Raw genomic sequence first — 26,541 nt, forward strand, 5'->3', positions numbered from 1 at the left:
AATTTATTCAGCTAATAAAAATTCGAGGTACCAATAAATTTTCGAACTGAAAACAAGGTTTAATGCATGGTGGTAGATCAAAGTAATTTACTAGAAAACACAACTGCGTCTGAAATAATTAAAGCAGAACAAGTAGAGTTACTATATAAACAGTTACCGGCCGGTTTAGCTGGAGAATTTGTTGTATCGATAATTTTGGTGGCCGCATTATGGTCTCTACAACCACATTTTGAATTAATTATTTGGATTATATTTACGACTTTCTCAATTTTATTACGAAGTACATTAGTCTATTGTTTTCTCAGTAATGTTTTTGATTTCTCTTATAAAATGTGGCTAAATTTATTTTTTGTTGGAATTTTATTTACCGGATGCACATGGAGCTACGTTGGTGGATTTCTTATACCTGAAGAAGATATAGTTCATCAATCCTTTGTTGTCATTATGATATTGGGAGTCAGTGCTGCAGCAAATAGCTTATATTCTCCGATAATATCAGTCTACATTTTGTTTTTACTATTTTCGATTATCCCTTTCTCTATTTGGCTATTTAATCAGGGTGGCGCTTATATTTTATTAGGATTTTCAAGCTTCATTTATATTGGGATATTAATCAGTGCGGCCTATAAAAATAATGCATTATTACTTTCGTCTCTATTGTTAAGATTTAAGAACAACAACCTTGATTCAGTCAAGAAATTATTGGAAAAGAAAATAGCAGAACACACTGAAAAATTAAATCAAACATTAGCAATCACCAGATCAACGCTGGAATCAACAACCGATGGAATATTAGTAGTGAATTTAGAAAATAAAATTCAATTTTATAATAAAAAATTTCTTGATATGTGGAGATTCGAAGAAGAATCTTTTTTGCTTCTTGATGACAAAACGGCGATTGACATCGCTAAAAACCAATTGGTTGAACCGGAAAAGTTTGTTGAACGCGTTAATGAACTGTATACCAATCCAGATCAGAATAGCTTTGATGAATTGATTTTCAAAGATAAAAGGATATTCGAACGTTATTCCATGCCGAACCGAGTAGGGAATAAGATTATAGGACGAGTATGGAGTTTTCGTGATGTAACGGATCGTAAAAAAATGGAGCAGGAAATCATACATCAAGCTAACCACGATGTACTCACAGAGCTACCCAATCGTCAGTTGTTAAATGACAGAATCATACAAGCGATCAATTATTCAAAACGATTTCATACGATTTTAGTTGTTGCTTTTATTGATGTGGACAACTTTAAATATATCAATGATACCTTCGGACATCACACAGGTGATACAGCATTAAAGGAAATTGCTATACGATTCAAAAATTGTATAAGAGAAACGGACACACTAGCACGTTTTGGTGGTGATGAATTTGTCATTTTGGCATTAATAGATCAATATGAGGATATTCGCACTGTAATTAATAAAATTTTCAAGTCCATAGGGCATTCACTTACAATACACAATTTAAATATAACCCTCACAATAAGTATAGGAATTAGTATATACCCCAAAGATGGGAAAACACCCTCCACTCTTTTAAGGAATGCTGATATTGCAATGTACATAGCTAAAAATAATGGGAGGAATTGCTATCAGTTATTCGATAAAACTATGCATATTCGCACCAAGAGAGAAATGTTGATATATAGTCAATTACGCAATGCTATAAAAAAGAATGAATGTTCTCTGAAATATCAACCAATATTTAATTTGAAAACTAAAAAGTTAATAGCAGTTGAGGCATTAATGCGCTGGAGTAATCCTCTATTAGGCACAGTAACTCCAGATGAATTTATTTTAATTGCTGAGCGTACTGGCCTCATTATCCAATTAGGAGAATGGGTTTTACGCCAGGCTTGTCAGCAAATTAAAGCATGGCATGATAAAGGATTACCCCAAATTAAAATAGCAGTCAATGTTTCTGGAATGCAGATAAAACGAAGTAATTTTATTGAAGTTGTTAAAAATATTTTAGACTATATAAAGCTTGATCCAACCTTTCTGGAATTGGAAATAACAGAAAGCATAATCATGTCTAATGCAGAAGAAATTATCTCTACTTTAAGAGAATTGAATTTATTAGGTATTTCCATATCTATTGATGATTTTGGTACAGGATATTCAAGTTTTAGCTATCTTAAGGACATACCAGCTAACAAATTAAAAATTGACAAGTCATTTATTCAATACTGTGCCAGTGATCCAAAAAATGCATCTATTATCAAAGCTATAATTGCCCTTGCTCGTCAACTGAATTTGATGGTTCTTTCAGAAGGAGTCGAAACAAGAGAACAAGAACAAGTTTTAATAAAATATAATTGTGATGAGGTACAGGGTTTTCTATACAGCCAAGCTGTATCCGCTGAAATCATAGAATCTATGCTTGTCGACTCTTCGCAGTCTTCCTTGCTGGATAAGTAGAAAAGAAAGCAAATAAAACTAGCTCACAAACTTTGACTCCTATACCAGATCGATGCATAAAATTCTTATTAAAAAATTGATCAATCAAATTGTTAGAGCATGCCTGGTTTTCCTCAGTTCTTTTCTCCTCATACAATAGACCTCTTTCGAAACCAGCAAATTAATCGATTTTCTGTTAAAAAAAGCTCCACAACAAGGAGTTGTAAAATACCCTCAAATTCCAGGATTAGAAGACGAAAAGTTCCGTCGACTTACTGGCATAAAACGCCGTACGTTTGAAAAGATAATAAGCATTTTAAAAGAGGCTGACATTAAGAAAAAAGCCCATGGTGGCCGAAAGAACAAACTATTAAGATTCTATTCAGGTAAGAAGAAAAGACATACGTTAAAAATTCACCTTATTGTGGATAAGAAAAGCAAATGTCATCCACATTATCAGAATGCCCTGGATACAATTTCAATATTTTTATTAAAAGCAAACTTATAGTATTCTTAAGCTACCACAAAAAACCACAATTATTTAAGGTGTTATTATGTCAAATATTCTTGTTAGTATTCTTATGGGCTCAAAATCCGACTGGGCAATCATGGAAGAAACAAGTCGTATGTTGGATAAATTTAATGTGCCTCATGAAGCGAGAGCGCTTTCAGCTCACCGCACTCCGGATGCTGTTTTTGAATACATCAAATCGGCAGAACAACGAGGGGCGGAAGTATTTATTGCTGCGGCTGGAGGGGCAGCACACCTTCCGGGAGTAATCGCAGCAAAGACTACTTTACCAGTCCTCGGTGTTCCAATGCCTTCCTCGACTTTTACTAATGGCATGGATGCCCTGCTTTCTATCGTGCAAATGCCAGCAGGAATTCCTGTAGGAACTCTTGCAGTTGGAAAAGCTGGTGCTATTAATGCGGCCATTTTAACTACGCGCTTTCTTGGAAATAAATACCCGGAATACAAAGAAGCTATCGTTAATCACTTGAGAGAACAGGCTAAGACGGTATTAGAAAACTCTGTATTAAAATAATTTAAGACTTATTTCTTGATTAATTCTGGAGTCACTTTCATTCAGAACTATACCGCCAAACCTGGTTTGTTCTGAATGGAAAAATTCTTACCTGTGCCTAGTTTTTCTTTAATGAGAGCAAATTGATCGCATCAATCAATGCGATACCCTCCAACTTCTGGACTTTTGACTTTAATGATTCCACAGTATCATCGTGCAAAACTGAACATTTTTTTTGCAAAATAATTGGACCAGCATCGACTTCATCAGTGACATAATGAATAGTACAACCCGTTTCCTTAACACCAGAATTAAGAACAGCTCGATGCACTTCGGTATCCATTTTTCCAGCGAATGCAGGTAATAAAGAGGGGTGAACATTGATCACTCGCTTATTCCATTGACTTACGAAATCTGGCGATAGTATTCTCATATATCCAATCAAGACCACCAGATCTATTTGATGATTTATTAATAGCTCACTAACCTTTTGATCAAAGTCAACACGACTTAGACCTTCTGGATTGACAAATTGAGATTTCAAACCATATGATTTAGCCCTTTCCAGAATAATAGCATTAGGCTTATTACTAATAACAACTTCTATAGTTGCTTTAAGCTCTCCAGTATTAATGGCATCAATAAGAGCCATCATATTGGTACCACGAGTGGAGCCTAATATTCCCAAACGAATCATAAAAGACGCAACTTACGCATTGCTTCAATGCGTGCATTAATTAGAGGTAATGTGCCAATATCTTTTCTATGAAATAAAGGACCCTTTATGCGATTTATTTGTTGTTCGGCAATTTCCTCTGCTTCCATTATAGAGTTCGCTATGCCAACATAAGCTGCTGTCCTTGAACCAGTGGCGTAGAGCTTACCATTTTCCAGATTAACCGCAGCCAAATATAAGCTCTCCTTATACTCCACATCAGAAATATCGATCTCTGCATGACGTAAAGGATTATCTGGGTAGCCATCAGGTACAGCATACTTGCAAACGGTGGCTTTCTTCATAAATCTAACTGAATCTTTTTGTAAATTTCCATTAACCATCGCACTACATAACTCAACAAAATCAGATTCCAATAAGCTAAGTACATTCAGTGATTCAGGATCTCCAAAACGAGCATTAAATTCAATCACATAAACTCCGTGTGCAGTTGCTATAAATCCACCATAAAGTATCCCTATGTATTTATCAGATATTTCACTCATAAGAGCGTTGATTACCGATTTGTTAATTTCAAATGCGGCATGGACATCTTCTGATGATAAGAAAGGCAAATTATGATCTGCGGCTGAATAACTTCCCATACCACCTGTATTTGGTCCTTCATCATGTTCATAAGCTCGTTTATGATCTTGAACAATTGGCATAGGAACTAATGAGTTACCATCTGAAAAACACATAAAGGAAAATTCTTGGCCTATTAATTTTTCTTCAATAACTAAAGACTGGTTTTGATCAAAAATTTCTTTGCAATAGTTCACTGCATCTTCAAACGATAACAGGTGCTCTCCTCCTACCTTGACTCCCTTACCTGCCATTAACCCATTTGCCTTAACAACATAATTATTTTCACCTAATTCAGACAGAAATTCCCTTACCCCTTCTAAACAGGTAAATACTTTATACTTAGGTAAGCCAGCAATTCCATATTTTCTCATCAACTCTCTGGCAAATGCCTTACTTGTTTCTATTTGAGCCAAATTTTTCTTGGGGCCTATGACCGCAATTCCAGACTCCCATAAAGTATCTGGTACACCGTGCTCTAATGGTGCTTCTGGGCCAATAATCGCCAAGTTAACTCTCCATTGCTGTGCTTGTTGGCTAACCCGATCCGGTGAAGTAATATCCCCTACACAATAATCCAAAGTGAGATCTTGTATACCAGGATTCCAGGATGTTCCAAAGCAAAAGAGCTTTGGCTTGAGAGTAGATTTACTTAAAGCCATAGCAATAGCATGTTCTCTCGCTCCAGAACCAACAATGAGAATATTCATCAAGACATCTCTCCTATCTCAGTCTCTTGGCCGTTCTCTGTCAGCCTCTTTTTCTCCAACAATTTAATTTTTGCTTCAGTAATCTGTCCACAAATATATTGACCATCCATGCAAGCCATACAAGGTTTACTCATATCATACTGACCTCTTCTAGATACTGCTTCAATCAAGTTTTCTTGTGTTTGATACAATAATTTGTCCACTCCTAAAAACTCACGAATTTCATCTTCCGTTTTATGAGCCGCTATCAATTTTTTACGAGATGGAATATCGATACCGTAGAAACAGGGATTCTTAATAGGTGGGCAGGTCGATACAAAATATATTTCTAAAGCACCGAACTCTCGCACCATTCTTACTATTTCACGTGATGTAGTCCCTCTTACAATACTATCATCAACAATCAAAACCTTTTTTTTATTAATTTCAGTTTTTTGAGGGGTTAATTTATAACGTACTTGCCTTGAACGTGACTCCTGACTAGGCATAATAAATGTACGTCCGATAAAAGGATTTTTATACAACCCCTCGGAGTAACGTATCCCAAGCTCATTCGCAAATGCCAATGCAGCAGTATTCGCCGTTGATGGCGCTGGAATTACTACGTCTGGGATTATTTCTGGAAATTTTTCCTTCCAGCTTTTGGCTAAATTTTGTCCCATTCGTAATCTGGCTCGATAAACACTAACATCATCCAATGTGGCATCAGGCCTGGCAAAGTATACGTATTCAAATATGCAAGGTGTAAACTCTTTGGACATCAGTACTTTTCTGTGCAGTTGCCCTTGGCTATTCACATAAGCTACCTCACCGGGCCTCAGATCACCTTTAGGTTCAAAACCTAAAGCATAGAAAGGGGTTGTTTCAGAAGCAAAAATATAATCCTTACTACCATCTTCACGAGTTCTTTCCCCCCAAACCAAGGGACGAATACCATATGGGTCTCTAAAGGCAACTAAACCTTTGCCTATAACCAAACTGACAACAGAATAAGAACCTTGAACTCGTTGATGTATATGGGTAACAGCAGTACATAACAATTGAAAAAATTGTTCTTCGTCATTGTCAGAATAAGACCCTTTGGCCAGATAATCTGCCAGAAGTAATAAAAGTGCCTCGGAATCAAGAGTTGAGTTCAAATGTCTGTGTTGCTTGCCACATAAATCTTCAACTAACTCTTCATAATTAACCAAATTTCCGTTATGCGCCAATGCAATCCCGCGTGGGCTTCCAATCCAAAGAGGCTGAACATCCGTTTCACTATAGCCACCTGCTGTAGGATAACGTACATGAGCAATACCAAAATTTCCTTTAAGCTTGATAATATCTTCAGAAAAAATAGACTCTCTAACCAAACCAAGTCCGTGTTTGAAATAAAATCGATCGGCACAGGTTAAAATACCTGAAGCATCTTGCCCTCTATGCTGGAGATGAATCAGGCTATCATAAAGCTCAGCAGCAACGGGCTCATGACTATAAACTCCTACAATACCACACATAAGCCTTTCCCCCGGTTAAAATTTAACCTAACCACTGCTCTATATTATGCAGAATCCTTTCATTCACTGGACCAGGATTATCATCATAAATAAAAGATTCACCTGTAATCATTTCATACAATTGAATATATCTTGAGGCTAAAGTAACAATTAATTCCTGCGGTGCTTCCGGTAAAACCGTATCATTATAGGGATCACAATGGTCAACAAACCACAGACGCAAAAATTCTTTATCTATGTTTTCAGGCTCTTGGCCTGCATCAAATCGTTCTTGATAACTTTTAGATAACCAATAGCGACTGGAATCTGGTGTATGAATTTCATCGACCAGAACAATTTTTCCTTCTTCGTCTCGACCAAACTCGTATTTAGTATCGACCAGGATTAATCCATGTTGATGTGCTACTTTCATTCCATGTTGAAACAATTGCAAAGCATAACTACTTGCCTCATCCCAATCTTTTTGAGTCATCCACCCTTCTGAAACAATCTCTAGAGGATTGATTGGTCTATCATGCTCTGTTTCTTTGGTTGTTGGTGTTATTACTGCTTCTTGAAGTTTTTGGTTTTTTCTTAACCCTTCCGGAAATGTTATCCCACAGTAATCACGAACTCCTTTCTGATACTGCGTCCATAAGGAAGTACTAGTCGTACCCGAAATATATCCGCGAACAACGAACTCAATAGGAAATACTTTACATTTTTTAGCTACCACTACATTAGGATCAGGCACTGCTATTAAATGATTAGGTACAATTGATTGGGTATTTTTAAACCACCAGGCGGAGGTCAAGTTCAACACTTGCCCCTTATAAGGCACAGAGGCAAGGAACCGATCAAAAGCACTTTGCCTATCTGTGGTAACTAAAATTATCTTATCGCCGAGATCATAAGTATCTCGCACTTTTCCTTTATATTTTTTACCAAAGGGTAAGGAAGTATCTGTTAAACAATAGGGTAATGCAGCAATTATTGCTTCTTTATTAGGATAGGTTGTATTCATGGCAGATATGGGCATTAGGGTTAAAGATTATGTTAGTGGATAAAATAGATTCCATCAGGCTATTAATTTTAACATTTTCGCTCCTGAAAATCCACAAAACTCCATGGTGTATAGCGCTTACACCATCTATAGAAAAATGGTCTCGTAACATTTGCAATTTTTGTTGACCAACCATATCGTCTTTTGATTTGACTAAAAAAACTTTGGCTGACGGTATGAGCATCTGGTCAGAATCAACTAAATATTCTTTGCGATCATTATACAAGACACCAGTTTGCTTTATTTTCTCAAGTATCTCAGGGGTATTTGTATCAATTTGCCAATGCACCATACGGCTGACAGTGACAGGAATATTTAATTGTCTTAATGTGTTTTGTACAGTTAGAGTTGCATTATCTGTAATAATTAATTTAACAATAAGCTCATGACTATTATCCCCTTTATGATAAGGAGCTACTTTCATTGGTTCCGGTTGGTAGGACAATGTCTGATTCTCAAAAGGTATCCTATCCTTAATATAATCTTTCATAGAGCGGAATATAGGATCACCTGCTATAGCACGCTCAGGATGTGGCATCATAGCCATTACATTGCCCGCTTTATTAATAACAGCGGCCATATTAAGTAGGGAGCCATTGGGATTTATAGGAAAATTATCAATCACTCTACCTTGTTCATCACAATACTGAAACGCACTCAAGCCTTCTTCTTCAAGTTCTTTCAGTAATTCTATTGGCATTACAAAGCGCCCTTCCGCATGTGCTGCAGGAATCGTCAATACAGAATCTTTTGATAAATACCTGGTAAACGCATTTTTCCTTATTTTGTCTCCAATACGCATATGGATCCAACTGTTATAAAAACCGGTTCCTAAAATTTTTCCATCTTGAATACGCTTATTCTCTGTAAGAGCCATACCAATTTGATAATTTTTTAAGCCAGGAACTAAACCTGTTTCAACAAGAATCTGAGCTCCATTGCAAATACCAAGAACGGGCTTCCCCTGTTCACTCTGCCGTTTTATTTCCTGCATTATCGGGTCAAGTGCTGCAATAATTCCTGCTCTTGATCGGTCTTCATAAGAAAACCCGCCAACAATAATATAACCATCCATTTCTCGCAGTTTTTCTGATGAATCATTCCATAGAAATTCTACTGGAGTCATGCCCACTCTCTGCACTGCAAGCATCGTTTCACGCTCACAATTAGAACCTGGAAATTGAACAATGGCAATCTTCATCACAATAATCTCACTTCTGGTTTCCCAGATATTACTTGCCCTATTTCATAAAGAGGAAACTTGACGAAATGTTTCATCACTGAACGCATTTCAGCAACAACCTCCGGGGAAACTATTATTACAAGACCTATCCCCATGTTAAAAGTACGATACATTTCCTGATCATCCAATTTGCCTAATGCTCGTAATACATCAAAAATCGGCAACGTTGGACAAGAATTTTTCTTTATCTCAACAGAGCAATTATCAGGCAAAACCCGCGGAATATTTTCTAACACACCACCGCCAGTAATGTGAGCCATGCCCTTGATAGGTATTTTATTATTCAATAGATGAAGAATAGGATTTGTATAATTGATATGAGGTGACAATAAAGCTTCTCCAACAGTTTCACCTAATTCTGCAACTTTAGAGTTCACAGTATATGAACCTATTTCAAAAAATAACTTCCTGGCCAGAGAATAACCATTAGTATGTAACCCGCTGGATGGGAATGCCAACACCACATCACCGGGAACAATCTCTTTACCTAATATGGCATCATCCTTTTCCACAACACCTGTAATAATTCCAACTAAATCGTGCTCACCCTTTAGATAAGTATCCGGCATTTCAGCCGTTTCACCACCAACCAAAGAAATATTATTTTCTAGACAAGCTTGAGTCATGCCTATAATAATTTCCTCAATGTACTCAGGTTGTAGACGGTCCGTGGCTATATAATCCAAAAGAGTTAATGGTTTTGCACCTAAAACAATGATATCGTTTGTAGTCGCACTGACCAGATCAATTCCAATCGTATCAAATTTTTGCATCATGCGAGCGACGATAGTTTTGGTGCCAACTCCATCAATACTTTGCACCATGACTGGATGTTTAAATTTTTCGATAAGAGGCTTCAAATCAAACATGGCACCGAAGCTCCCAATCCCTGTAAGAACTTGAGGTGAAAAAGTTTTTTCTACATTACGCTTAATCCGTGCGACAGCGTCGTTACCAGCCTCAATATCGACGCCTGCCGATTTATAATTAATAGTAGACATTATAATAGCCTCTCTCTTAAACCATTTTCCCAAGCATGCTTTGCTTCTCTGATTGACAAGCTGATAACTGAATTAATCTGTAACACTGGTTTCTCTATAGTATGCCCAATAAACATATACGGCACTTGATATTGCATGAAAAGATGTTCGAAATTTGCTCTGTGTTTTTTATCAATTTCAAGAATAAAACCTCCAGTCTCTCCAAATAAAATCTTCTCGACAGACAAATCTCCATTAATCTGCGCATCAACACCTATAAAATTTTTAAAACTCATCTCAGCAAGAGCAACAGCAACTCCTCCTTCGGAAATATCGTGAGCTGCATTAATCAAACCACATTGAATTGCTTCTGAAATAGCATGAATTTCTCTGTTCAATGTATTTAGATCGGGCTTAGGAACAAGAGCACCTAATTCACCCTGCAATTGATAATAAACACTACCACCACATTCATCTTTGCGTTCCCCTATTAAGATCAGAAGACTATCACTTTTCTTGAAATCAAAGGTTGTGGCAAAATCAATGTCAGGAAGGGTACCCAAACAACTTATCATTGGGCTAGGAGGAATAGCACTTTTGGCAGATTCATTATATAGCGAGACATTCCCAGCGATGACAGGCAAGGTAGCGTTAGAATTTTCTTTTAACCGAATAGCAGCGCATGCATCCATAATGCCTCGAACAGAGTCAACAAATTCTCCCATTTGTTCTGGTTTTTCAGGATTACCGAAACATAAACAGTCTGTTATTGCGACTGGGCTAGCTCCTACAGCCGTAATATTACGAATTGACTCCACAACTGCATTGACAGCCCCCCAATAGGCATCAATTTTATTATAACGAGGATTTTGATCTAAAGATAATGCAATGCCTGTTTTACGAATTTCCTCAGGGTACTTCTCTTCATTAAATGGTTGTAATACTCCTGCGTCAGCCCACCCCGCTTCTATCCATGTGCGCCCCTGAACTTGTTTATCATAAGTTTCAAAAATCGGCTCTCTACTGGCTATATTTTCATGAGCTAATAATTGAAGCAAAATGTGATTATAATCTGACGGTGGAGAAAGATTAGGCTCTGTTATATGCTGTTGTTTGGATACAAATGGCCTATTATATACAATCCCTTTAGTCACATCAGGAACTCTTGCCCTAACTAATTCGCGTCCCTGATAATTGACTACATACAAGCCATCAGTACGAATTTTACCAATTACTGCAGCACATGCTCCTTCTGAAACCTGTGGCAATGCAAAAGTTTCATTATAGTGTTTCAGTATAGTATCCACTAAATCAGGTGGTACAACCCACATAAAACGCTCTTGAGTTTCAGAACATAGAATAACTGAAGGCATTAGCCCGGCCATTCCTGTAGGTACTTTATCCAGATCAATTTCAGCGCCATATGAGCCACCCGCTTCGGCCAACTCAATACTGGCACAAGCCACACCACCAGCACCTAAATCTTTAAAGCCAACTCTATTAATTAAATTCCTTTCTCTTAATAAATCAAATAAGGCATAGTTGGACTTAAGAAGATGTCTTTGCAAAAAAGCATTTGGTTCTTGTACTGCACCTTTATTTTTTTCTTTAGAATTTTCTTCCAGTGCTGCTGATGCAAAACTGGCACCACCAAAACCACTATTATCAGTAGGCTTTCCTACTAAGATAAAAACATAATCATCTGCTTGTGGCGGGGCATAAGAATGTATAATGTGATCTTCTCTGACAACGCCAAGGGTAACGACAGTTACCAAACAATTTTCATTATATGCCGGATCATAATACACATCCCCAGCTACATTAGGTATGCCTAAAGGATTACCATATCCGGCAATACCTGCTACGACTCCTTCTTGTATCCAATGAGTATGTGAGCGATTAATATCACCAAAACGCAAACTGTCTGCTACTGCGATAACCTCCCCACCCATACAGCAAACATCGCGCACATTACCACCAACACCAGTCGCAGCACCTTCATAAGGAACTATTTGAGACGGATGGTTATGGGATTCATGACTGATAATAACCCCATATCTGAAGCCTTTATTATCCTCTACAACCGACACGACACCGGCATCTTCTTTTGCTCCTAATATCACGTGAGGGCCAGATGTATTGAATTGCTTTAGATGAATACGACTGCTTTTATATGAACAATGCTCAGATCCCTGAATAGACCACAGAACACATTCAGAGATAGTTGGTGGCCTTTTAAGAAATTCGTTCTGTATAGTTAATGCCTCATCCACAGAAAGATTTAAATTATAATCGCAAAGTAATGTTTCGATACCCTCACGAGTTAAAGATGAAAAATCAAGGGTTTCATTAAGATTTTGCATAAATCTCTATACCAGACAGAATTAATCTCTGATTGATCAGCTTAAAACCAATCGCTCCCCAAAGTCCTGATATTGTATAGTTTTATCTAGGGTGGACGCAATTAAAAACCAATAATTAGAGCAAATTTACCAAACTCAGCTTAAGATCCACTTATGATAAACTTGCATTAAATTATGAGTCTAGTTTTTATCATCACATCTTAGCTTATAACCCACTCAATCTGTTTTTTTAAATCAATTGATATCTCTGAAAGTTCTTCCAACTCATGATCAGTATATGGGTTATCGATTGAGCCATTCTGTTGATGCAGATGAATTCGATTGTCACGTTCCTGATGCAGCCAAATAATTTGGGGGGAAAACAAATGAAGCATCCCTTCTACCCATTGATCCAAAACACGCCAATAGGGATCATCCATTAATGTCATCTTATAGCGTTTCAAAAAATATGGGATATGTTCAGCGTTGTACCAAATTTCAGAAGTAACCCAACGATTTACCGTAAACAAGCGAATCGGCTGTCCAAATTGATTCATCCCAATTGCAACAAGGTGTGTCATGGGATTATCTATGTATTTATCCCAATCATGTAAAGGAGCTGGTTTAATACGCTTGGGTATGTGTTTATAACGCAAAAAACAATGGAAATGCCCGTGTTCCTTACTTTCAAAATTCTCTCTATGGCAATGATAGAAATATTGTGAACCAGTATTGTGATCAATCCTGTCACCCTTAGGATAATGGTTCATACGTTCATGTCTTCGCTTTTTTCTTAGCGTATAATGAAGAATGTTTTTTCCTTTACTGGATGTCATTTGTTGTTGAGCTTCTAAAATCTGTGAAGCATAACCAAGAAAATTTTTTTTATGCCACTTGGATAGTTCAGGCAAACTAAAATCTGATTTATTTGTCATAGCGAATACAACATAATAAAAAGAGGTAGTTTCAACTACCTCTTTGTTAGAAAAAAATATTAATTATTAATCACCACTGCAACCGCCGCAACCACCACAACCTTTACAGCCGCCGCAGCCTTTACAGCCACCACAGCCTTTGCAGCCATTGCAGCCTTTACAACCTTTGCAGCCAGAAACTGTAGTGCCTGAAGTATCATCAGCATAAGCTACGGAAACCATAGGTGCTGTTGATAAAGCAGTTAACAGAGCTGCTACAGCCATTGTTGATTTTTTCATAATATTACTTCCTTGATAGTTAATGGATTTTTAGTTTACCCATTAAGATATTAGCAAACAAATTGAAATTTTTCTTCCTTTTTTGATAAAATTAATTGATTATTTTTTGAATACTTTGATAAAAAGTAGATCTACAAGAGAGATTGCTTAATTATTAGAAATATAATCCAGTTCGAAAGCAATCATGTTGGATTAAAAACTCGTCAATATTTTGGGTGTAAATTGAGTTTTGCAACTTATTTTACATCAACCACACCCAAAATGCAGAAAACAACACTGAAAATTAAGCCACCTGAGATTTTATGTTAAATGATGGGCTTGTTGCAGTAAATCAAGCATTCTTGATTGCGAAATCAACCCTACAGTAGTCATTTGCTCAATCTGTTCACCTGATGAGTTAAAAAATAACATGGTTGGTGTACCATAAATAGCAAAAGTTTTTTTAATCGCATCTACTTCATTACTCTTACTACTGATATCTACTTTAATATTCACCAGACCAGACATGGCTTTTTGAATAATCAGTTGATTAAATACCTTCTTATCCATTTCTTGGCAATCACTGCACCAATCCGCTGAAAACTCAAGAAATACTACCTTTTTATCTTTTTTAGCTTGCTCCAATTGTTGTTGGAGAACACTTAAGGTATTTATCTTGATAAATAAATTATTTTCAACAGAACCTTGAGTCATTTTTACTGTGGGAATTGCTGTGTTATATATGACAACTCCTCCAGAGATCAAAGCAAAAATACTAAGTCCTTGAATTAAATAACCGCTCAGGCTGTTTTGTGATTTCAAACCACCTAAACTAATGCTAGAGATAATTAATAGTACAGCCCATAAAATATGAGTTATTGTCTGATTCAAAACACGTGACAGCATCCATATTGCAATTCCTAGCATCATAAAACCAAACAATTGCTTTATTTTAATCATCCAGGGACCTGCCTTGGGAAGTAATGTACCATAACCTGAGCCAACAATAAGAAGAGGGACTCCCATTCCTAATGCCATGACAAACAAAATCAATCCACCCATTATGACCTGGCCATTTTGACCAATATAACTTAAAACTCCAATTAAGGGTGCAGTAACACAAGGTGAAACAATTAAAGTTGATAAAATCCCCATTATTCCAACTGAAAGATAACTTCTTTGTTTGCCCAATTGATTATTTTTATTAAGCTTATTTGCAAAATTGGCTGGAAGCTTTAGTTCAAAAAAACCAAACATTGAAAAAGCCATTCCAATAAAAATTATACTAAATAAAACAATGATTAAAGGACGCTGCATCAATGTTTGGACTGTACTTCCCATATACCCTGCAAGCATACCAGCTCCTGCATAGGTAACAGCCATCCCAATCACATAACTAAACGACAGCTTAAAAGCCTTTTTGGTCGATATGGAATTCTGTCCTACAATAATCCCGGATAAAATAGGGACCATAGGGAGGACACAGGGGGTAAAGGCCAATAAGATGCCTAACCCAAAAAATGCACTCAAATAGACGTATACGCTATTTCCTTGAATAAAATGCATCACTGTATCAGGGTTCGAGCTTTCAAAACCTGGTGTATACGACCACACCACTTGAGTAAAAAATGCCAGCAATAGTGTGCTGATCAAGCAAATTGATTTTCTCATTTTAATATCCCAATAAATAATAAACAATAACATTACAGGCCGGTACTTGGTAACAAGCAACCAACATTGAGAAAGATTACAAATTTACTTTAGCAAAATGGGAGGCTTAAATATTGAGGATATTGGTGATTTATATTTTGATTGAATAACCGCAAAATAAAGAATACATGCCAATAAAGACAAAATAACATTAATAGAAAATTCTTCTTCAGCAATAGTATAATACATACTGGACAAGCATGAACTCACTAATGCCGTTCTGTGTGGGCACTCGGTTATAGAATGGATATACTGTGCATTACCCTGAACTTGTTGAGTATTGTTATGAAACACGGCTGGTTTTATTATTAAAAAAACCATGCTGCATAGTATCAGGTAATGAATTACTCTGTGTTTTAGTTTCATGCTATATATAGTATATTTTTAAGTGGGCTCTGTATAGTACCTAATAATTGTAGCCAACATTTTAATATTTTGTCACTACTTCATTCTCAGTAACACGCTTTAAGATAATTCCTTCCTGGATAGATACAGAATAAATTTGTCTAATAACCGAGTACTAAAAAAACGTTTTAAACAAATTAAAAAATGAGCAGGGAATGTGACAGGATATTTGGGTTTTGGTTTTTTAGACTCAATAGCATGAATCAATTTTTTTATCACTGAACTTGTATCTTGAGTAAAGAAAGAATTCGCCTTTTTTTGCTTAAAAGTGTTCAGCATTGTCATATATTGGCTTTTAAAATAACTTTTTTCCATCTCTATCTGTTGCAAGGAGTAATCCACTGCATTATCACGAAATCTGCTGTCTATTGGCCCTGGTTCTATAGTAATCACCTTAATACCAGTATTGAATAATTCAAGTCTTAGCGTATCGCTTAAGCCTTCCAGGGCATATTTAGAGGCATTATAAGCTCCACGAAATGGCATACTAATCACACCAAGTATTGAGCTGATATTAATGATACGTCCTTGACCCTGTTCTCGCATAATAGGAATAACCAAATTAGTCAAGTCTTGCAAACCAAATACATTCGTTTCAAATTGTTGTCTGAGAATATCTCGAGAAACATCCTCAAGAGCGCCGACTTGTCCATATCCGGCGTTATTAATTAATACATCCAAGCGGCCTGATGTCATAATTAACAACTGTGAAAACGCACTTTGAATTGAAGTCGTATCGCTTACATCCAATAAAAGTGCTTCAATTCCCTTATTTAGTAATTTTTGGATATCCTCTGTTTTCCTGCAGGATGCAATAACCCTGTGCCCTCTTTTTTTTAAAGCAAAAACAGCATCAAAGCCTATACCGCTGGAGCATCCAGTGATTAAAATAATCTTCGTATTCATTACTATGCCTTATGACATTTTTTAGCTATCCTACTAATCTCTGGATCTAATTACCACACTCTAACCATTCTTTTTGTACCATTTTCTTAGCAAATGAAAAATACTCTGCAAGTACAATGAAAATATTCTGAATAAATATTGGTCTATAATTTGGGTATTGCTAGCAACAAAAGGAATTCAGCATGAAAAAAGATAGCACTCATAATTTCAAATTATTAAACGTCATCAATTCCTATTTGATTTTGTTTCTCATGCTACTAATAAGCAATATAGCTGGCGCTAGTACCAGTCCTAATCAGCAACCTTTGAGTAATACTCAATTAGCTTATTATATTGGAATACATAGCTATCCGGGTTACTACTGGCGTGGCCCTGTATATTACAGAAGCACCTATTGGACAAAATGGAAATATATAGGTCATGGCTGTCAAAAAAGTTGTTTAATAGAAAAATGGAGTGGTCGGGTAATACGCTGCGCTAAACGTTGTTTTTAAATGGCTTTCAATTAAGAGTTGAATTAAGGTTAGTTTATACCAACCATCTTACCTTTTGTTTAAATAACTTGGCGTAAATACACTCTCCCAGTAACTGGAGGCTGTTTTGGCCTCTCTATTCCAAAAGCTCGGAAGCAATTTGTTTTTATACAAACCAGATGGGCTTTGAACCCTACCTGTTGGTAGATCACGGGGTCGATCCTGTTGAGTACGTTGAATTAACTGTTTGCGATAAGACCTATCTCCTATTATATGATAGGTTTGCTCAAGATAATCGGGTATTGCCCTCACTGTTGCTTTTTGTTCTTTGGCTATTAGTCCCAATAAATTGGCACGTTGCTCAAGTTGGTCTTGCACATTATATTGTATTTGTTTTATCTGTTTTCTAACCCCTCTGAGTTCCTTCATCAACTCGATCAATTGCCCTCTACGTTCTGACAGTTTTCTAGGTATATGTTCCTTATTACTCAATAATTCAGAAATTATATCGACAACTTCTGGATCTACCACTTTCTTTACAGAATTAAGTTCCTTTTTTAGTTGTTTGAATTGTTTCTTTAAACGAATTTCTTTTTCTTTTAAGGATTCAATAGATTCATCCAAGACTCCTATAGCATGATATGTAAAAAATAAAGGAGTAAAATCATTCTCGCTGTGATGTGTGTTTATAAAATGACGCAAAGCGTTATGATTTCCTATTGGTGAACTTAATTGACATAGTTCATTGTAATTATTTCTTATACTTTTAGGCAAACCATCTAATAATTGATCGTCTGCAATTAATTGCAAATTAACAAAAACCAGGAGAAAACCTTCATAACAATGACGTCTTAATAATAAATCCGATATATTTATCCAGCGTCTGAAAGCATTTAAACGAGCATCAGGATAATATTCATACTGCTCTATATCATGTTTAAGAAAAAACTCAAGTTGATGTCTTAATTCAAAATAGTTCTTTTGCCTCAAATTCGATTTTTCTTTTCGTTCAAATCCTGCTGTGTCTTTAAAATCATCCAGTGTAAACTGTTTCAATTGCCCTCTTAACTTGGCATCAATCAATAATGCATAGTCTGAAGCAATTTTAGACTCTATAAAACTATACATTAGTTGATTTTTTCTACTGCTTGCGATTGATTTTTGAAATTCTCTATCAGCGATTAACTTGTCAAATCGTTCTGAAGACAGGGGTTTTTGCCAAAACTTGTTATTATTCTTTGCAGCCAACCAGGAACGGAAATAATTATGAGACACTGTTGTAAACTCCTTTTCAACCATGTATTCGTTAAACTAAGCAAAATAGTCAACCAGTCCTTTTAAGGGTCGCTTAGTTAACGAGGTGACTTGATTTTTATCTTCGGCAGCTTGGATAAGCTCCATTTCAACATCATTATTTTGTTGAGAATTTTGACGAGAATCTGTGTCAGGTCCAATATGAACCTCAGATAAGTTTATGCCCTGTTGAGCCATCATCTCCCTTAACCTGGGAACAGCTTGATCAACCAGTTCACGTACATAAGCACTATGAGTCGATATGTTAACAGAAGCATTATCCTTTACAACTTTTACATTAATTTCTAAAGGACCTAATTCTTCAGGATGAATTTTAATTAATGCACTTTTTACTTCCTGATGCCCAAGCCAAACAATATGCTCAGATAATTGGTCTGACCATTGCGAGCTCTTAACGTGAATTGGAATCGACAAATTTGTAGGTGGAGTATAATCAACAATAGTTTTTTGATTCATTTGAGGTGAGGAACTTAACAATTCAGGTCCTACTCCTGTTACTTCTAGCCCTGTTTTTATTATTTCAGGCTTAAGTTCTGAATTGAAATCAATACTTTCTGTTATTGAGAATGCATTATTCATATCAACTAATTTTTGATTTACGGACAGACTATTCTGCAGTTGGTTTATTGAGTTGGTTTGAATGGTATTAATGGCAGTCACATTTCCATCAAATTTTAATAATTCCGATTTAATATTTCTAGTTTGACTGGTTTTTATTTCTACATCCAAATTGTTATAAATTTCATCTGGACTACTTTCTGATTCAACCATTGGCGGTTCAAAATTTTCAGAATCGATCCACGCTAAAGCAACATTTTGTGTTGATGTTGGTTTCAATTGTTCCATATATTCATCGTCTAAATTTAATCCTTCTTGGACCTCAAATAATATGGGTTCCGTTATTAATTGATTATTAGGTGATTCCTCTTGATGAGTAATTTTTTGAGTACTGGCACCTGTCTTTAAATCATTTAATGGTAAACTTTGTAGAGCAGTATCATCATTTTCAACTTCAACATCATCATTTGCTGTATATTGAGGCTCTTTTTCATAAGCTATATTGGTGCTATTTGCTATAATTTCGGCCATTAATAATACAAAAGATTCGGGCGTTAATAAATCACTTCCTTCGTCAGAATATTCAGTAATATCAATCAATTGCTCAGATTTTTCATTATCCTGAATGGTGGATGAGATATCCAATGAAAAGGATGAATTTAATATAAGATTTTTCAGATCAATCATATTTAACACTCCCTGTGTTATGACTATTTATAAAGCAAAACTTATACCAACTGCAAGTTTAATTTAAAAAGAATTAAGGGACAGTTAAAAAATATTACATGCCTGTAAATCCTCTTAACGATACCTATTGTGTCAAAAAAAATAGTGATACTTTCTCGACATAATTTATTGAGAGCAATCTAATTATGTATCACTTTTTATTTCACCACCATAAATCGCAAGAATCTGTCGATGAGATGATAAATCATGCAAAAAAATTACTTATCAATGTGGATATAGAACAAAAAACTCATTTCTTAAGATTATTAAACCTTCGTGTTATTGAATTTCAAACCGAACTTAATAAGGCGTCTTTAGATTCCTATGATAAAGAACTCATCCTTACTCAGTATGAAAAATTTGCAAAAACCTTATTAATCTGCATGGAATACCCTGTTCGTGCCTCCTCTGCAATATATTATTACCATAACAGAATTTATTATCCTGTCGCAATTCAAGACAAAATGAAGCCGGAACCTATAGTGCAAAAGATAGCTATAACAACTGTTAGCATCTGTATCGCTTTGCTTATTGGTTCAATACCCTCTTTTATTTTTAACCCTCTTATTGGGGCACTCATGGTATCGTTAGCAGTGACTCTTCTCTTACCAAGCAGTTTTTGTCTTCTAGTTCCAGACTCTCCGGACACAACAAAAAAGAAAGCGCAAGAAAAGAGGATTTTTGAAGAAGGAGCAAAGCTAATCGATCCTGATGTAATACTTGAGGAGTTTGATGAAAATTATTATATTCCAACGGCAAAAATGTGAGCGTATGATTGCTCAGCCGTTTTAAATTTATATAGCTAAACCAAGAAAAGATTAAATCATATAACGAACTATCTCAACTGACAAAGAAAGGATAGATCAAACATCACAAATTTAGGCTATAAAATTTTTCCTCAACCTTGTCGTTCTTTGATTGAGATGAGGGAGAAGCGAATAGTAAATTTCTATTTAGTGATTGTGTTTGTGTTTTAAAATCTCGGATAATTATGTCTAACACAGTCTCATTTTCCCCATTTTTAGAGTTGAGTGCCTCTTTTTGTTGGGTTTCAGGTATCAAAGCTATAATGTAATTGAATGATTCGATGTTTTTTTTGTTTTGTAACACTTTATGCAACACCGTATTACCATCATTATCTTTATCCTGAACCGCAGCCAATCTTTCCTTTTCGGGAATAAGCTCAAGAATGGCTTTTACGGATTCAGGATTGTATGCTGCTTTATGCAACACCATATTGCCAACATTATTTTTAATCCGAACAGTGGCCAATCTATCTTTCTCGGGAATAAGCTCAAGAATGGTTTTTAAGGATTCAGGATGGTTTGCTGCTTTATGCAACACTGTATTACCATCATTATCTTGATCCTGAACAACAGCCAATTTATCTTTTTCTGGAACAAGCTCAAGAATGATTTTTAAGGATTGAGGTTTGCATGCTATATAATGCAGCACCGTTTGGTCACACTTATCTTTAACCTGAACCACAGCTAATTTATCTTCATCGGGAATAAGCTCAAGAATAGTTTTTAAGGATTCAGGATGGCTTGCTGCTTTATGCAACACTGTGTCACCATACCTATCTTGATCCTGAACAACAGCCAATTTATCTTTTTCTGGAACAAGCTCAAGAATGATTTTTAAGGATTGAGGATTACGTGCCGCCTTATGCAACACCGTTTGGCCATCATTATCTTGAACCTGAACCGCAGCCAATTTATTTTCTTTGGCGGGATAAATCTCAAGAATGGTTTTCAATGATTGGGGGTTGTCTGCTACATAATGCAATGCTGTATCACTATTATTATCTTTAACTTGAACTGCAGCCAACCTGGCTTTCTCGGGAATAAGCTCAAAAATGATTTTTAATAATTCAGGATTGTCTGCCGCTTTATGCAGCATTGTTTGGCCATACTTATCTTTAACCTGAACCGCAGCCAACCTATCTTTCTCGGGCATAAGCTCAAGAATGGTTTTTAGGGATTCAGGACTCTTTGCTGAATCATGCAGCACCGTATTACCATCATTATTTTTAATCTGAACGGCAGCCGATCTATCTTTTTCGGGAATAAGCTCAAGAATGGTTTTTAAGATTTGGGGATTGTTTTCTGCTTTATGCAGCACCGTATTACCAGAGGTATTTTTAACCTGAACGGCAGCCGATCTATCTTTTTCGGGAATAAGCTCAAGAATGGTTTTTAAGGATTCAGGATGACTTGCTGCTTTATGCAGCACCGTATTATAAAAACCATTTTTAATCTGAACCGCAGTCAATCTGGCTTTTTCAGGAATAAGCTCAAGAATGGTTTTTAATAACTCAGGATTGTTTGCCGCTCTATGCAGCACCGTTCGGCCATACTTATCTTTAGCCTGAACCTTAGCCAATCTTTCTTTTTCAGGAATAGATCCCAGGGCTTTTGTTACATAGATGGCATTATTTATTTCAACGGCCCAATGCAGAATATTTCCATTGGGGTTTAGCACCTTGTAATATTGAATGACCGCATCAGGAAGAGCGTCAGTTTGCTCTTTGGTCAGCCATGTTTGTTTTATTACATCGCTTATGGCGTTTAAGGCTTTTTCGGGGTCGGTGAGCTTTATATTTTTTAACAAATGGGCATATAAAGCAGGCGGAAAATTCATAATCAGTACCACCAATTCATAGGAATTTTTAGGTGCAATGCCTAAAATAGCCTGGGCAACTAAACGCTCAGGCAATTGGATGCCACTGTCATCCTGTCCTGGATTAATGTGCTTGTATTTTTTTTCCAGGCGTTTCAAACTGTCCCTGGTCATTTTAGCCGGTTGATTCAATAATGGCGTTTTGGCATTAGCTTCTACTATTGAGCTTAAATGAAGCGCTGCTGTCTCAACGCAAGTTCCTTTCAGAAGCTCCTTATCGATAACGCTGCCTAAATCACCATGAGGGCCCGTAACCTTTCTTAAATGGTCTTGCACTCCTGAAGGCAAAGCATTCCAATAAGACATAAACGCATCAATGGCTTCTGTAGCAATGTTGCTTGCAAACGTACTTCCTGTCATTCGCTCGCCACCCAGTGTTAACCCTTTAATTAATAACTGCAAGGCCTGTTTAGGAGTCATCCCCTGATTATTAAAAATAGCCACGTCTTCTTTTAAGACTTTTAACTCCTGATTATGTTCATACAATGAATGGCAAAACCCGGGATAGGACTTCTTTAACTGCTCATAAAGTTTGACATGACTGCGCAGAGGGAAATTTTCAATGTGCCTTGTATCCAATAATATTCCGTCTTTCATCACATACGTCGACAAGTCAGAAAAATGAGGAGCTTTTTGTAAAGCAGACAGGCTTTTTGAATGTTGCAGTACAGGCATGATGCCTTCCTGCACGGTTTGCTTTAAGGAATCAGAAATATCAATATCTTCCGGAAGCCATACCCGAAGATGTTCCTGAATATCAGGCGCTATTATCGCCAACATCCCCGCCATAGCCTTCGGCTTAAAGGTCAATTCCGCTATTTGCCAATAAAGCTCATTGGTTTCACTGGAAGCTAATTGGTCAAAACCAATAAATTGATTAGGATTTTTCGCCCTTTCCACGCATCGTTGTTGGAATCCCTCTTCAAAATGCTCAACATCCTTAAGAAGTTCCAAAAGATAATTTATTTCTTCTTCCAGTTCTAACTGTAATACACGTTGCTTAACGCTGTTGAAATCATGCGGTTCTGAAACGTTTGTATAAACTAATTGTTTCTTCTCTTCTAATAGGTTTTTGATAACATCAATCTTAATCACTTTTTCGACCAGATGGTTCAATTAACCTGCAATTATAAATAAACTGTTGAATTAATACCACCTCTAGACAAACTCTGAACAAGACAAAAATTGAAAATTGGAACAAAATGGCAGTTTCCAGGGAAGATATTTTCAGAATTTCTAGAAGATGCTGGATTTTTTAACCGGGTGTGATTGTTAATACTAAATGAAAAGTTCCTAAAATTAGGCTATGATTAAAGTTTTGATTTTGGGAGTATTTTATGAAAGTGGGTCAAGACAGTCTATCAACAAAATCTCACTTAAAAGTTGATGGTAAAACCTATCATTATTACAGCCTAAAAGAAGCTGAAAACAAACACTTTAAAGGAATAAACCGCCTTCCCTACTCATTGAAAGTGCTATTTGAGAATTTATTACGCTTCGAAGACGGTAACACAGTTACTACTAAAGATATTAAAGCAATAGCTGACTGGTTACACAATAAAACATCTCAGCATGAAATAGCGTTTAGGCCCACGAGAGTACTCATGCAAGACTTTACTGGCGTCCCTGCTGTTGTGGATTTGGCTGCTATGCGCACTGCCATTGTAAAAATGGGGGGTAAAGCAGATAAAATATCCCCTCTATCCCCTGTCGATTTAGTGATAGACCATTCCGTCATGGTGGATAAGTTTGGTTCTAAGGATGCGCTTGAAGTAAATACTAAAATTGAGATAGAAAGAAACAAAGAGCGTTATGAGTTTTTGCGCTGGGGACAAAAAGCCTTTTCTAACTTTCAGGTTGTTCCGCCTGGAACAGGAATTTGCCATCAGGTCAATTTAGAGTATTTGGGTAAAACAGTTTGGAGTAGTGAAAATGAGGGTGAATTATACGCCTATCCAGATACTTTAGTGGGCACCGACTCTCATACCACTATGATTAATGGCCTAGGTATTCTTGGTTGGGGAGTAGGCGGTATTGAAGCTGAAGCAGCCATGTTAGGTCAACCAGTATCCATGTTAATTCCTGAAGTTATTGGCTTTAAATTATCAGGCAAACTTAAAGAAGGCATTACTGCAACCGACTTGGTACTTACCGTAACTCAAATGCTTAGAAAAAAAGGTGTTGTTGGAAAATTTGTTGAGTTTTATGGTCCTGGGCTTAATGATTTACCGTTGGCGGATAGAGCAACCATTTCAAATATGGCCCCTGAGTATGGTGCCACATGCGGCTTTTTTCCAGTAGATAAAGAAACCATAAAATACCTTGAACTGACTGGGCGAGATAAACATACCATTGCTCTTGTTGAAACCTATGCAAAAGCTCAAGGCATGTGGTACGACAAAGACTGTGAAGATCCTGTGTTTACTGACTCCTTGCAACTGGATTTAGACAGTGTTGAACCTTCTCTTGCCGGACCTAAACGACCACAAGATAAAGTCAATCTAAGCTCCTTACCCGTCGAATTTAATAATTTTTTAGCGGAAGTTGGAAAAGAAAAAGAGAAAGACAAAACCTTTGTAGTGAAAAACAAAGATTTTCAAATGAAACATGGGCATGTAGTCATCGCTGCAATAACCAGTTGTACCAACACCTCCAATCCAAGTGTACTAATGGCAGCAGGACTAGTAGCTAAAAAAGCTATTGAAAAAGGTTTACAACGCAAACCTTGGGTTAAATCTTCCTTAGCACCCGGCTCTAAAGTAGTTACAGACTATTTAAGAAATGCTGGGCTTCAAACTTATTTAGATCAATTAGGCTTTAATTTGGTTGGTTATGGTTGCACTACCTGCATAGGTAACTCAGGTCCTCTGCCTGATGAAATTTCACACAGTGTTTCTGAACATGACCTTGTTGTTTCCTCAGTCTTGTCCGGAAATAGAAATTTTGAAGGACGTGTTCATCCCCAAGTCAGAGCTAACTGGCTTGCCTCTCCTCCATTAGTGGTTGCCTATGCTTTAAGCGGCACAACTTGCAGTGATTTAAGCAAGGAACCAATTGGGCAAGATAAGGAAGGCAATGATGTTTATCTAAAGGACATCTGGCCTACTAATGCTGAAGTGGCAGCGGAAGTTGCAAAAGTCAGCGGTACTATGTTCCGTAAGGAATATGCGGAAGTATTTAAAGGAGATGAGCATTGGCAAGCAATTAAAACAAGCTCAGGACAAACTTATGAATGGAATCCTGATTCGACATACATCCAGTATCCTCCTTTCTTTGAAAACCTAAGTGTGAAACCGGAATCCATCAAACCAATCAATCATGCTTATATTTTAGCGCTCTTTGGTGATTCGATTACCACTGATCATATTTCACCTGCCGGTTCAATTAAAGCGACTTCTCCAGCCGGGTTGTACTTAAAGTCAAAAGGAGTAGATGAGAAAGATTTCAATTCCTATGGATCCCGCCGTGGCAATCATGAAGTGATGATGCGGGGTACCTTTGCTAATATTCGCATCCGTAATGAGATGACTCCAGGACAAGAAGGCGGGGTCACCCGTTATGTTCCTACAGGAGAAACCATGTCAATATATGATGCAGCCATGCGTTATCAAGAGGATAAAAAAGACTTGGTTGTTATTGCCGGAAAAGAATATGGAACAGGCTCATCAAGAGATTGGGCAGCAAAAGGCACCAATTTACTTGGTGTTAAAGCAGTTATTACTGAAAGTTTTGAACGAATCCATCGATCCAATTTAATTGGTATGGGTGTATTGCCATTGCAGTTCAAAGATGGGATGACTCGTAAAACGTTAAAACTGGATGGAAGTGAACGAATCAGTATCACAATCTCTGATAACTTAACCCCTGGAGCAATGGTACCTGTTACCATCGAGCGGCAGGATGGGAAATTTGAAAAGATAGAAACTCTCTGCAGAATTGATACTGCTGATGAACTCGAATATTATAAAAACGGCGGAATACTTCAGTATGTATTACGCAAAATAAGTTCTTAAATATTGAGTTT

The 26,541-nt window shown here is 36.7% G+C and carries 20 protein-coding genes and 1 pseudogene; 6 read left to right on the plus strand and 15 right to left on the minus strand.

All coding sequences use genetic code 11. The annotated features are described in order from the left end of the window. Positions 1 to 66: 66 nt before the first annotated feature. From ACZ5EK_RS08740 to purE, 3 genes and pseudogenes are all read left to right on the plus strand, one after another. Positions 67 to 2,430, plus strand: a complete 2,364-nt coding sequence (locus ACZ5EK_RS08740; RefSeq protein ID WP_464429128.1) for a sensor domain-containing protein — start codon at positions 67 to 69, stop codon at positions 2,428 to 2,430. A gap of 217 nt (positions 2,431 to 2,647) precedes the next feature. Further along, positions 2,648 to 2,779: pseudogene (locus tag ACZ5EK_RS08745) on the plus strand (IS5/IS1182 family transposase); the annotation flags it as partial. 184 nt (positions 2,780 to 2,963) lie between these two features. After that, a complete protein-coding gene (purE, locus tag ACZ5EK_RS08750; RefSeq protein ID WP_464429130.1) occupies positions 2,964 to 3,455 on the plus strand; it encodes a 5-(carboxyamino)imidazole ribonucleotide mutase in 492 nt (163 codons plus the stop codon). Positions 3,456 to 3,552: 97 nt separating this feature from the next. Here the strand turns inward: purE and purN are convergent, their stop codons facing one another. From purN to ACZ5EK_RS08810, 12 genes are all read right to left on the minus strand, one after another. Further along, a complete protein-coding gene (purN, locus tag ACZ5EK_RS08755) occupies positions 3,553 to 4,131 on the minus strand; it encodes a phosphoribosylglycinamide formyltransferase (protein ID WP_464429132.1) in 579 nt (192 codons plus the stop codon). Then, complete coding sequence (gene purD / locus ACZ5EK_RS08760) at positions 4,128 to 5,447, minus strand: phosphoribosylamine--glycine ligase (RefSeq protein ID WP_464429134.1); 1,320 nt, start codon at positions 5,445 to 5,447, stop codon at positions 4,128 to 4,130. The genes purN and purD overlap by 4 nt, the downstream gene beginning before the upstream one ends. Then, positions 5,444 to 6,943, minus strand: coding sequence for an amidophosphoribosyltransferase (gene purF, locus ACZ5EK_RS08765; RefSeq protein ID WP_464429135.1), 1,500 nt, complete (start codon positions 6,941 to 6,943; stop codon positions 5,444 to 5,446). Before purF ends, purD begins: the two co-directional genes overlap by 4 nt. Positions 6,944 to 6,965: 22 nt before the next feature. After that, positions 6,966 to 7,946: a phosphoribosylaminoimidazolesuccinocarboxamide synthase gene (locus ACZ5EK_RS08770; RefSeq protein ID WP_464429137.1), complete on the minus strand. Its 981-nt coding sequence runs from the start codon at positions 7,944 to 7,946 to the stop codon at positions 6,966 to 6,968. After that, complete coding sequence (gene purQ / locus ACZ5EK_RS08775; RefSeq protein WP_464432474.1) at positions 7,927 to 9,186, minus strand: phosphoribosylformylglycinamidine synthase I; 1,260 nt, start codon at positions 9,184 to 9,186, stop codon at positions 7,927 to 7,929. Before purQ ends, ACZ5EK_RS08770 begins: the two co-directional genes overlap by 20 nt. Next, a complete protein-coding gene (gene purM / locus ACZ5EK_RS08780; protein WP_464429138.1) occupies positions 9,186 to 10,229 on the minus strand; it encodes a phosphoribosylformylglycinamidine cyclo-ligase in 1,044 nt (347 codons plus the stop codon). Before purM ends, purQ begins: the two co-directional genes overlap by 1 nt. After that, on the minus strand, positions 10,229 to 12,571 hold the full coding sequence (purL, locus tag ACZ5EK_RS08785) for a phosphoribosylformylglycinamidine synthase subunit PurL (protein WP_464429139.1): 2,343 nt from the start codon (positions 12,569 to 12,571) through the stop codon (positions 10,229 to 10,231). Before purL ends, purM begins: the two co-directional genes overlap by 1 nt. Positions 12,572 to 12,771: 200 nt before the next feature. After that, positions 12,772 to 13,485, minus strand: a complete 714-nt coding sequence (locus ACZ5EK_RS08790) for a DUF6969 family protein (protein WP_464429141.1) — start codon at positions 13,483 to 13,485, stop codon at positions 12,772 to 12,774. A gap of 66 nt (positions 13,486 to 13,551) precedes the next feature. Continuing rightward, on the minus strand, positions 13,552 to 13,764 hold the full coding sequence (locus ACZ5EK_RS08795; protein WP_464423972.1) for a hypothetical protein: 213 nt from the start codon (positions 13,762 to 13,764) through the stop codon (positions 13,552 to 13,554). Between the two features lie 300 nt (positions 13,765 to 14,064). Then, positions 14,065 to 15,414, minus strand: a complete 1,350-nt coding sequence (gene dsbD / locus ACZ5EK_RS08800; RefSeq protein WP_464429142.1) for a protein-disulfide reductase DsbD — start codon at positions 15,412 to 15,414, stop codon at positions 14,065 to 14,067. 84 nt (positions 15,415 to 15,498) lie between these two features. Next, positions 15,499 to 15,819: a lpg1681 family protein gene (locus ACZ5EK_RS08805; protein ID WP_464429144.1), complete on the minus strand. Its 321-nt coding sequence runs from the start codon at positions 15,817 to 15,819 to the stop codon at positions 15,499 to 15,501. A 99-nt stretch (positions 15,820 to 15,918) separates the two neighbouring features. Further along, positions 15,919 to 16,770: an SDR family NAD(P)-dependent oxidoreductase gene (locus ACZ5EK_RS08810; RefSeq protein ID WP_464432475.1), complete on the minus strand. Its 852-nt coding sequence runs from the start codon at positions 16,768 to 16,770 to the stop codon at positions 15,919 to 15,921. Between the two features lie 176 nt (positions 16,771 to 16,946). Between ACZ5EK_RS08810 and ACZ5EK_RS08815 the strand changes: the two genes are divergently transcribed. Next, on the plus strand, positions 16,947 to 17,258 hold the full coding sequence (locus ACZ5EK_RS08815) for a hypothetical protein (RefSeq protein WP_464429145.1): 312 nt from the start codon (positions 16,947 to 16,949) through the stop codon (positions 17,256 to 17,258). Between the two features lie 48 nt (positions 17,259 to 17,306). On the opposite strand, the gene ACZ5EK_RS08820 is transcribed toward ACZ5EK_RS08815, so the two are convergent. Both ACZ5EK_RS08820 and ACZ5EK_RS08825 read right to left on the minus strand, forming a co-directional pair. Continuing rightward, complete coding sequence (locus ACZ5EK_RS08820; protein ID WP_464429147.1) at positions 17,307 to 18,512, minus strand: Dot/Icm T4SS effector MavA; 1,206 nt, start codon at positions 18,510 to 18,512, stop codon at positions 17,307 to 17,309. Between the two features lie 36 nt (positions 18,513 to 18,548). Then, positions 18,549 to 19,796 carry a flagellar hook-length control protein FliK gene (locus ACZ5EK_RS08825; RefSeq protein ID WP_464429149.1) on the minus strand — a complete coding sequence of 416 codons (1,248 nt, stop codon included), beginning with the start codon at positions 19,794 to 19,796 and terminating at the stop codon, positions 18,549 to 18,551. A gap of 185 nt (positions 19,797 to 19,981) precedes the next feature. Between ACZ5EK_RS08825 and ACZ5EK_RS08830 the strand changes: the two genes are divergently transcribed. Continuing rightward, positions 19,982 to 20,602 carry a lpg1689 family Dot/Icm T4SS effector gene (locus tag ACZ5EK_RS08830; protein ID WP_464429151.1) on the plus strand — a complete coding sequence of 207 codons (621 nt, stop codon included), beginning with the start codon at positions 19,982 to 19,984 and terminating at the stop codon, positions 20,600 to 20,602. Positions 20,603 to 20,705: 103 nt separating this feature from the next. Here the strand turns inward: ACZ5EK_RS08830 and ACZ5EK_RS08835 are convergent, their stop codons facing one another. Beyond that, positions 20,706 to 23,633 (minus strand): ankyrin repeat domain-containing protein, encoded by a 2,928-nt coding sequence (locus ACZ5EK_RS08835; protein ID WP_464429153.1) that lies wholly within the window; start codon positions 23,631 to 23,633, stop codon positions 20,706 to 20,708. 221 nt (positions 23,634 to 23,854) lie between these two features. Here ACZ5EK_RS08835 and acnA point away from each other — a divergent pair, with 221 nt between their 5' ends. Then, complete coding sequence (gene acnA / locus ACZ5EK_RS08840; protein ID WP_464429154.1) at positions 23,855 to 26,530, plus strand: aconitate hydratase AcnA; 2,676 nt, start codon at positions 23,855 to 23,857, stop codon at positions 26,528 to 26,530. The last annotated feature ends 11 nt before the right edge of the window (positions 26,531 to 26,541 follow it).

The organism is Legionella sp. JM-2024, from assembly GCF_055389095.1.

Excerpts from the sequence above, each read along its gene's own strand:
- ACZ5EK_RS08825 (WP_464429149.1), bottom strand. The coding sequence starts at position 19,796 with ATGATTGATCTGAAAAATCTTATATTAAATTCATCCTTTTCATTGGAT.
- ACZ5EK_RS08740 (WP_464429128.1), top strand. The coding sequence starts at position 67 with ATGGTGGTAGATCAAAGTAATTTACTAGAAAACACAACTGCGTCTGAA.
- ACZ5EK_RS08770 (WP_464429137.1), bottom strand. The coding sequence starts at position 7,946 with ATGAATACAACCTATCCTAATAAAGAAGCAATAATTGCTGCATTACCC.
- ACZ5EK_RS08790 (WP_464429141.1), bottom strand. The coding sequence starts at position 13,485 with ATGACAAATAAATCAGATTTTAGTTTGCCTGAACTATCCAAGTGGCAT.
- acnA (WP_464429154.1), top strand. The coding sequence starts at position 23,855 with ATGAAAGTGGGTCAAGACAGTCTATCAACAAAATCTCACTTAAAAGTT.
- purF (WP_464429135.1), bottom strand. The coding sequence starts at position 6,943 with ATGTGTGGTATTGTAGGAGTTTATAGTCATGAGCCCGTTGCTGCTGAG.
- purQ (WP_464432474.1), bottom strand. The coding sequence starts at position 9,186 with ATGAAGATTGCCATTGTTCAATTTCCAGGTTCTAATTGTGAGCGTGAA.
- ACZ5EK_RS08815 (WP_464429145.1), top strand. The coding sequence starts at position 16,947 with ATGAAAAAAGATAGCACTCATAATTTCAAATTATTAAACGTCATCAAT.
- purL (WP_464429139.1), bottom strand. The coding sequence starts at position 12,571 with ATGCAAAATCTTAATGAAACCCTTGATTTTTCATCTTTAACTCGTGAG.
- ACZ5EK_RS08805 (WP_464429144.1), bottom strand. The coding sequence starts at position 15,819 with ATGAAACTAAAACACAGAGTAATTCATTACCTGATACTATGCAGCATG.
- ACZ5EK_RS08830 (WP_464429151.1), top strand. The coding sequence starts at position 19,982 with ATGTATCACTTTTTATTTCACCACCATAAATCGCAAGAATCTGTCGAT.
- purE (WP_464429130.1), top strand. The coding sequence starts at position 2,964 with ATGTCAAATATTCTTGTTAGTATTCTTATGGGCTCAAAATCCGACTGG.
- ACZ5EK_RS08795 (WP_464423972.1), bottom strand. The coding sequence starts at position 13,764 with ATGAAAAAATCAACAATGGCTGTAGCAGCTCTGTTAACTGCTTTATCA.
- purN (WP_464429132.1), bottom strand. The coding sequence starts at position 4,131 with ATGATTCGTTTGGGAATATTAGGCTCCACTCGTGGTACCAATATGATG.
- dsbD (WP_464429142.1), bottom strand. The coding sequence starts at position 15,414 with ATGAGAAAATCAATTTGCTTGATCAGCACACTATTGCTGGCATTTTTT.
- purM (WP_464429138.1), bottom strand. The coding sequence starts at position 10,229 with ATGTCTACTATTAATTATAAATCGGCAGGCGTCGATATTGAGGCTGGT.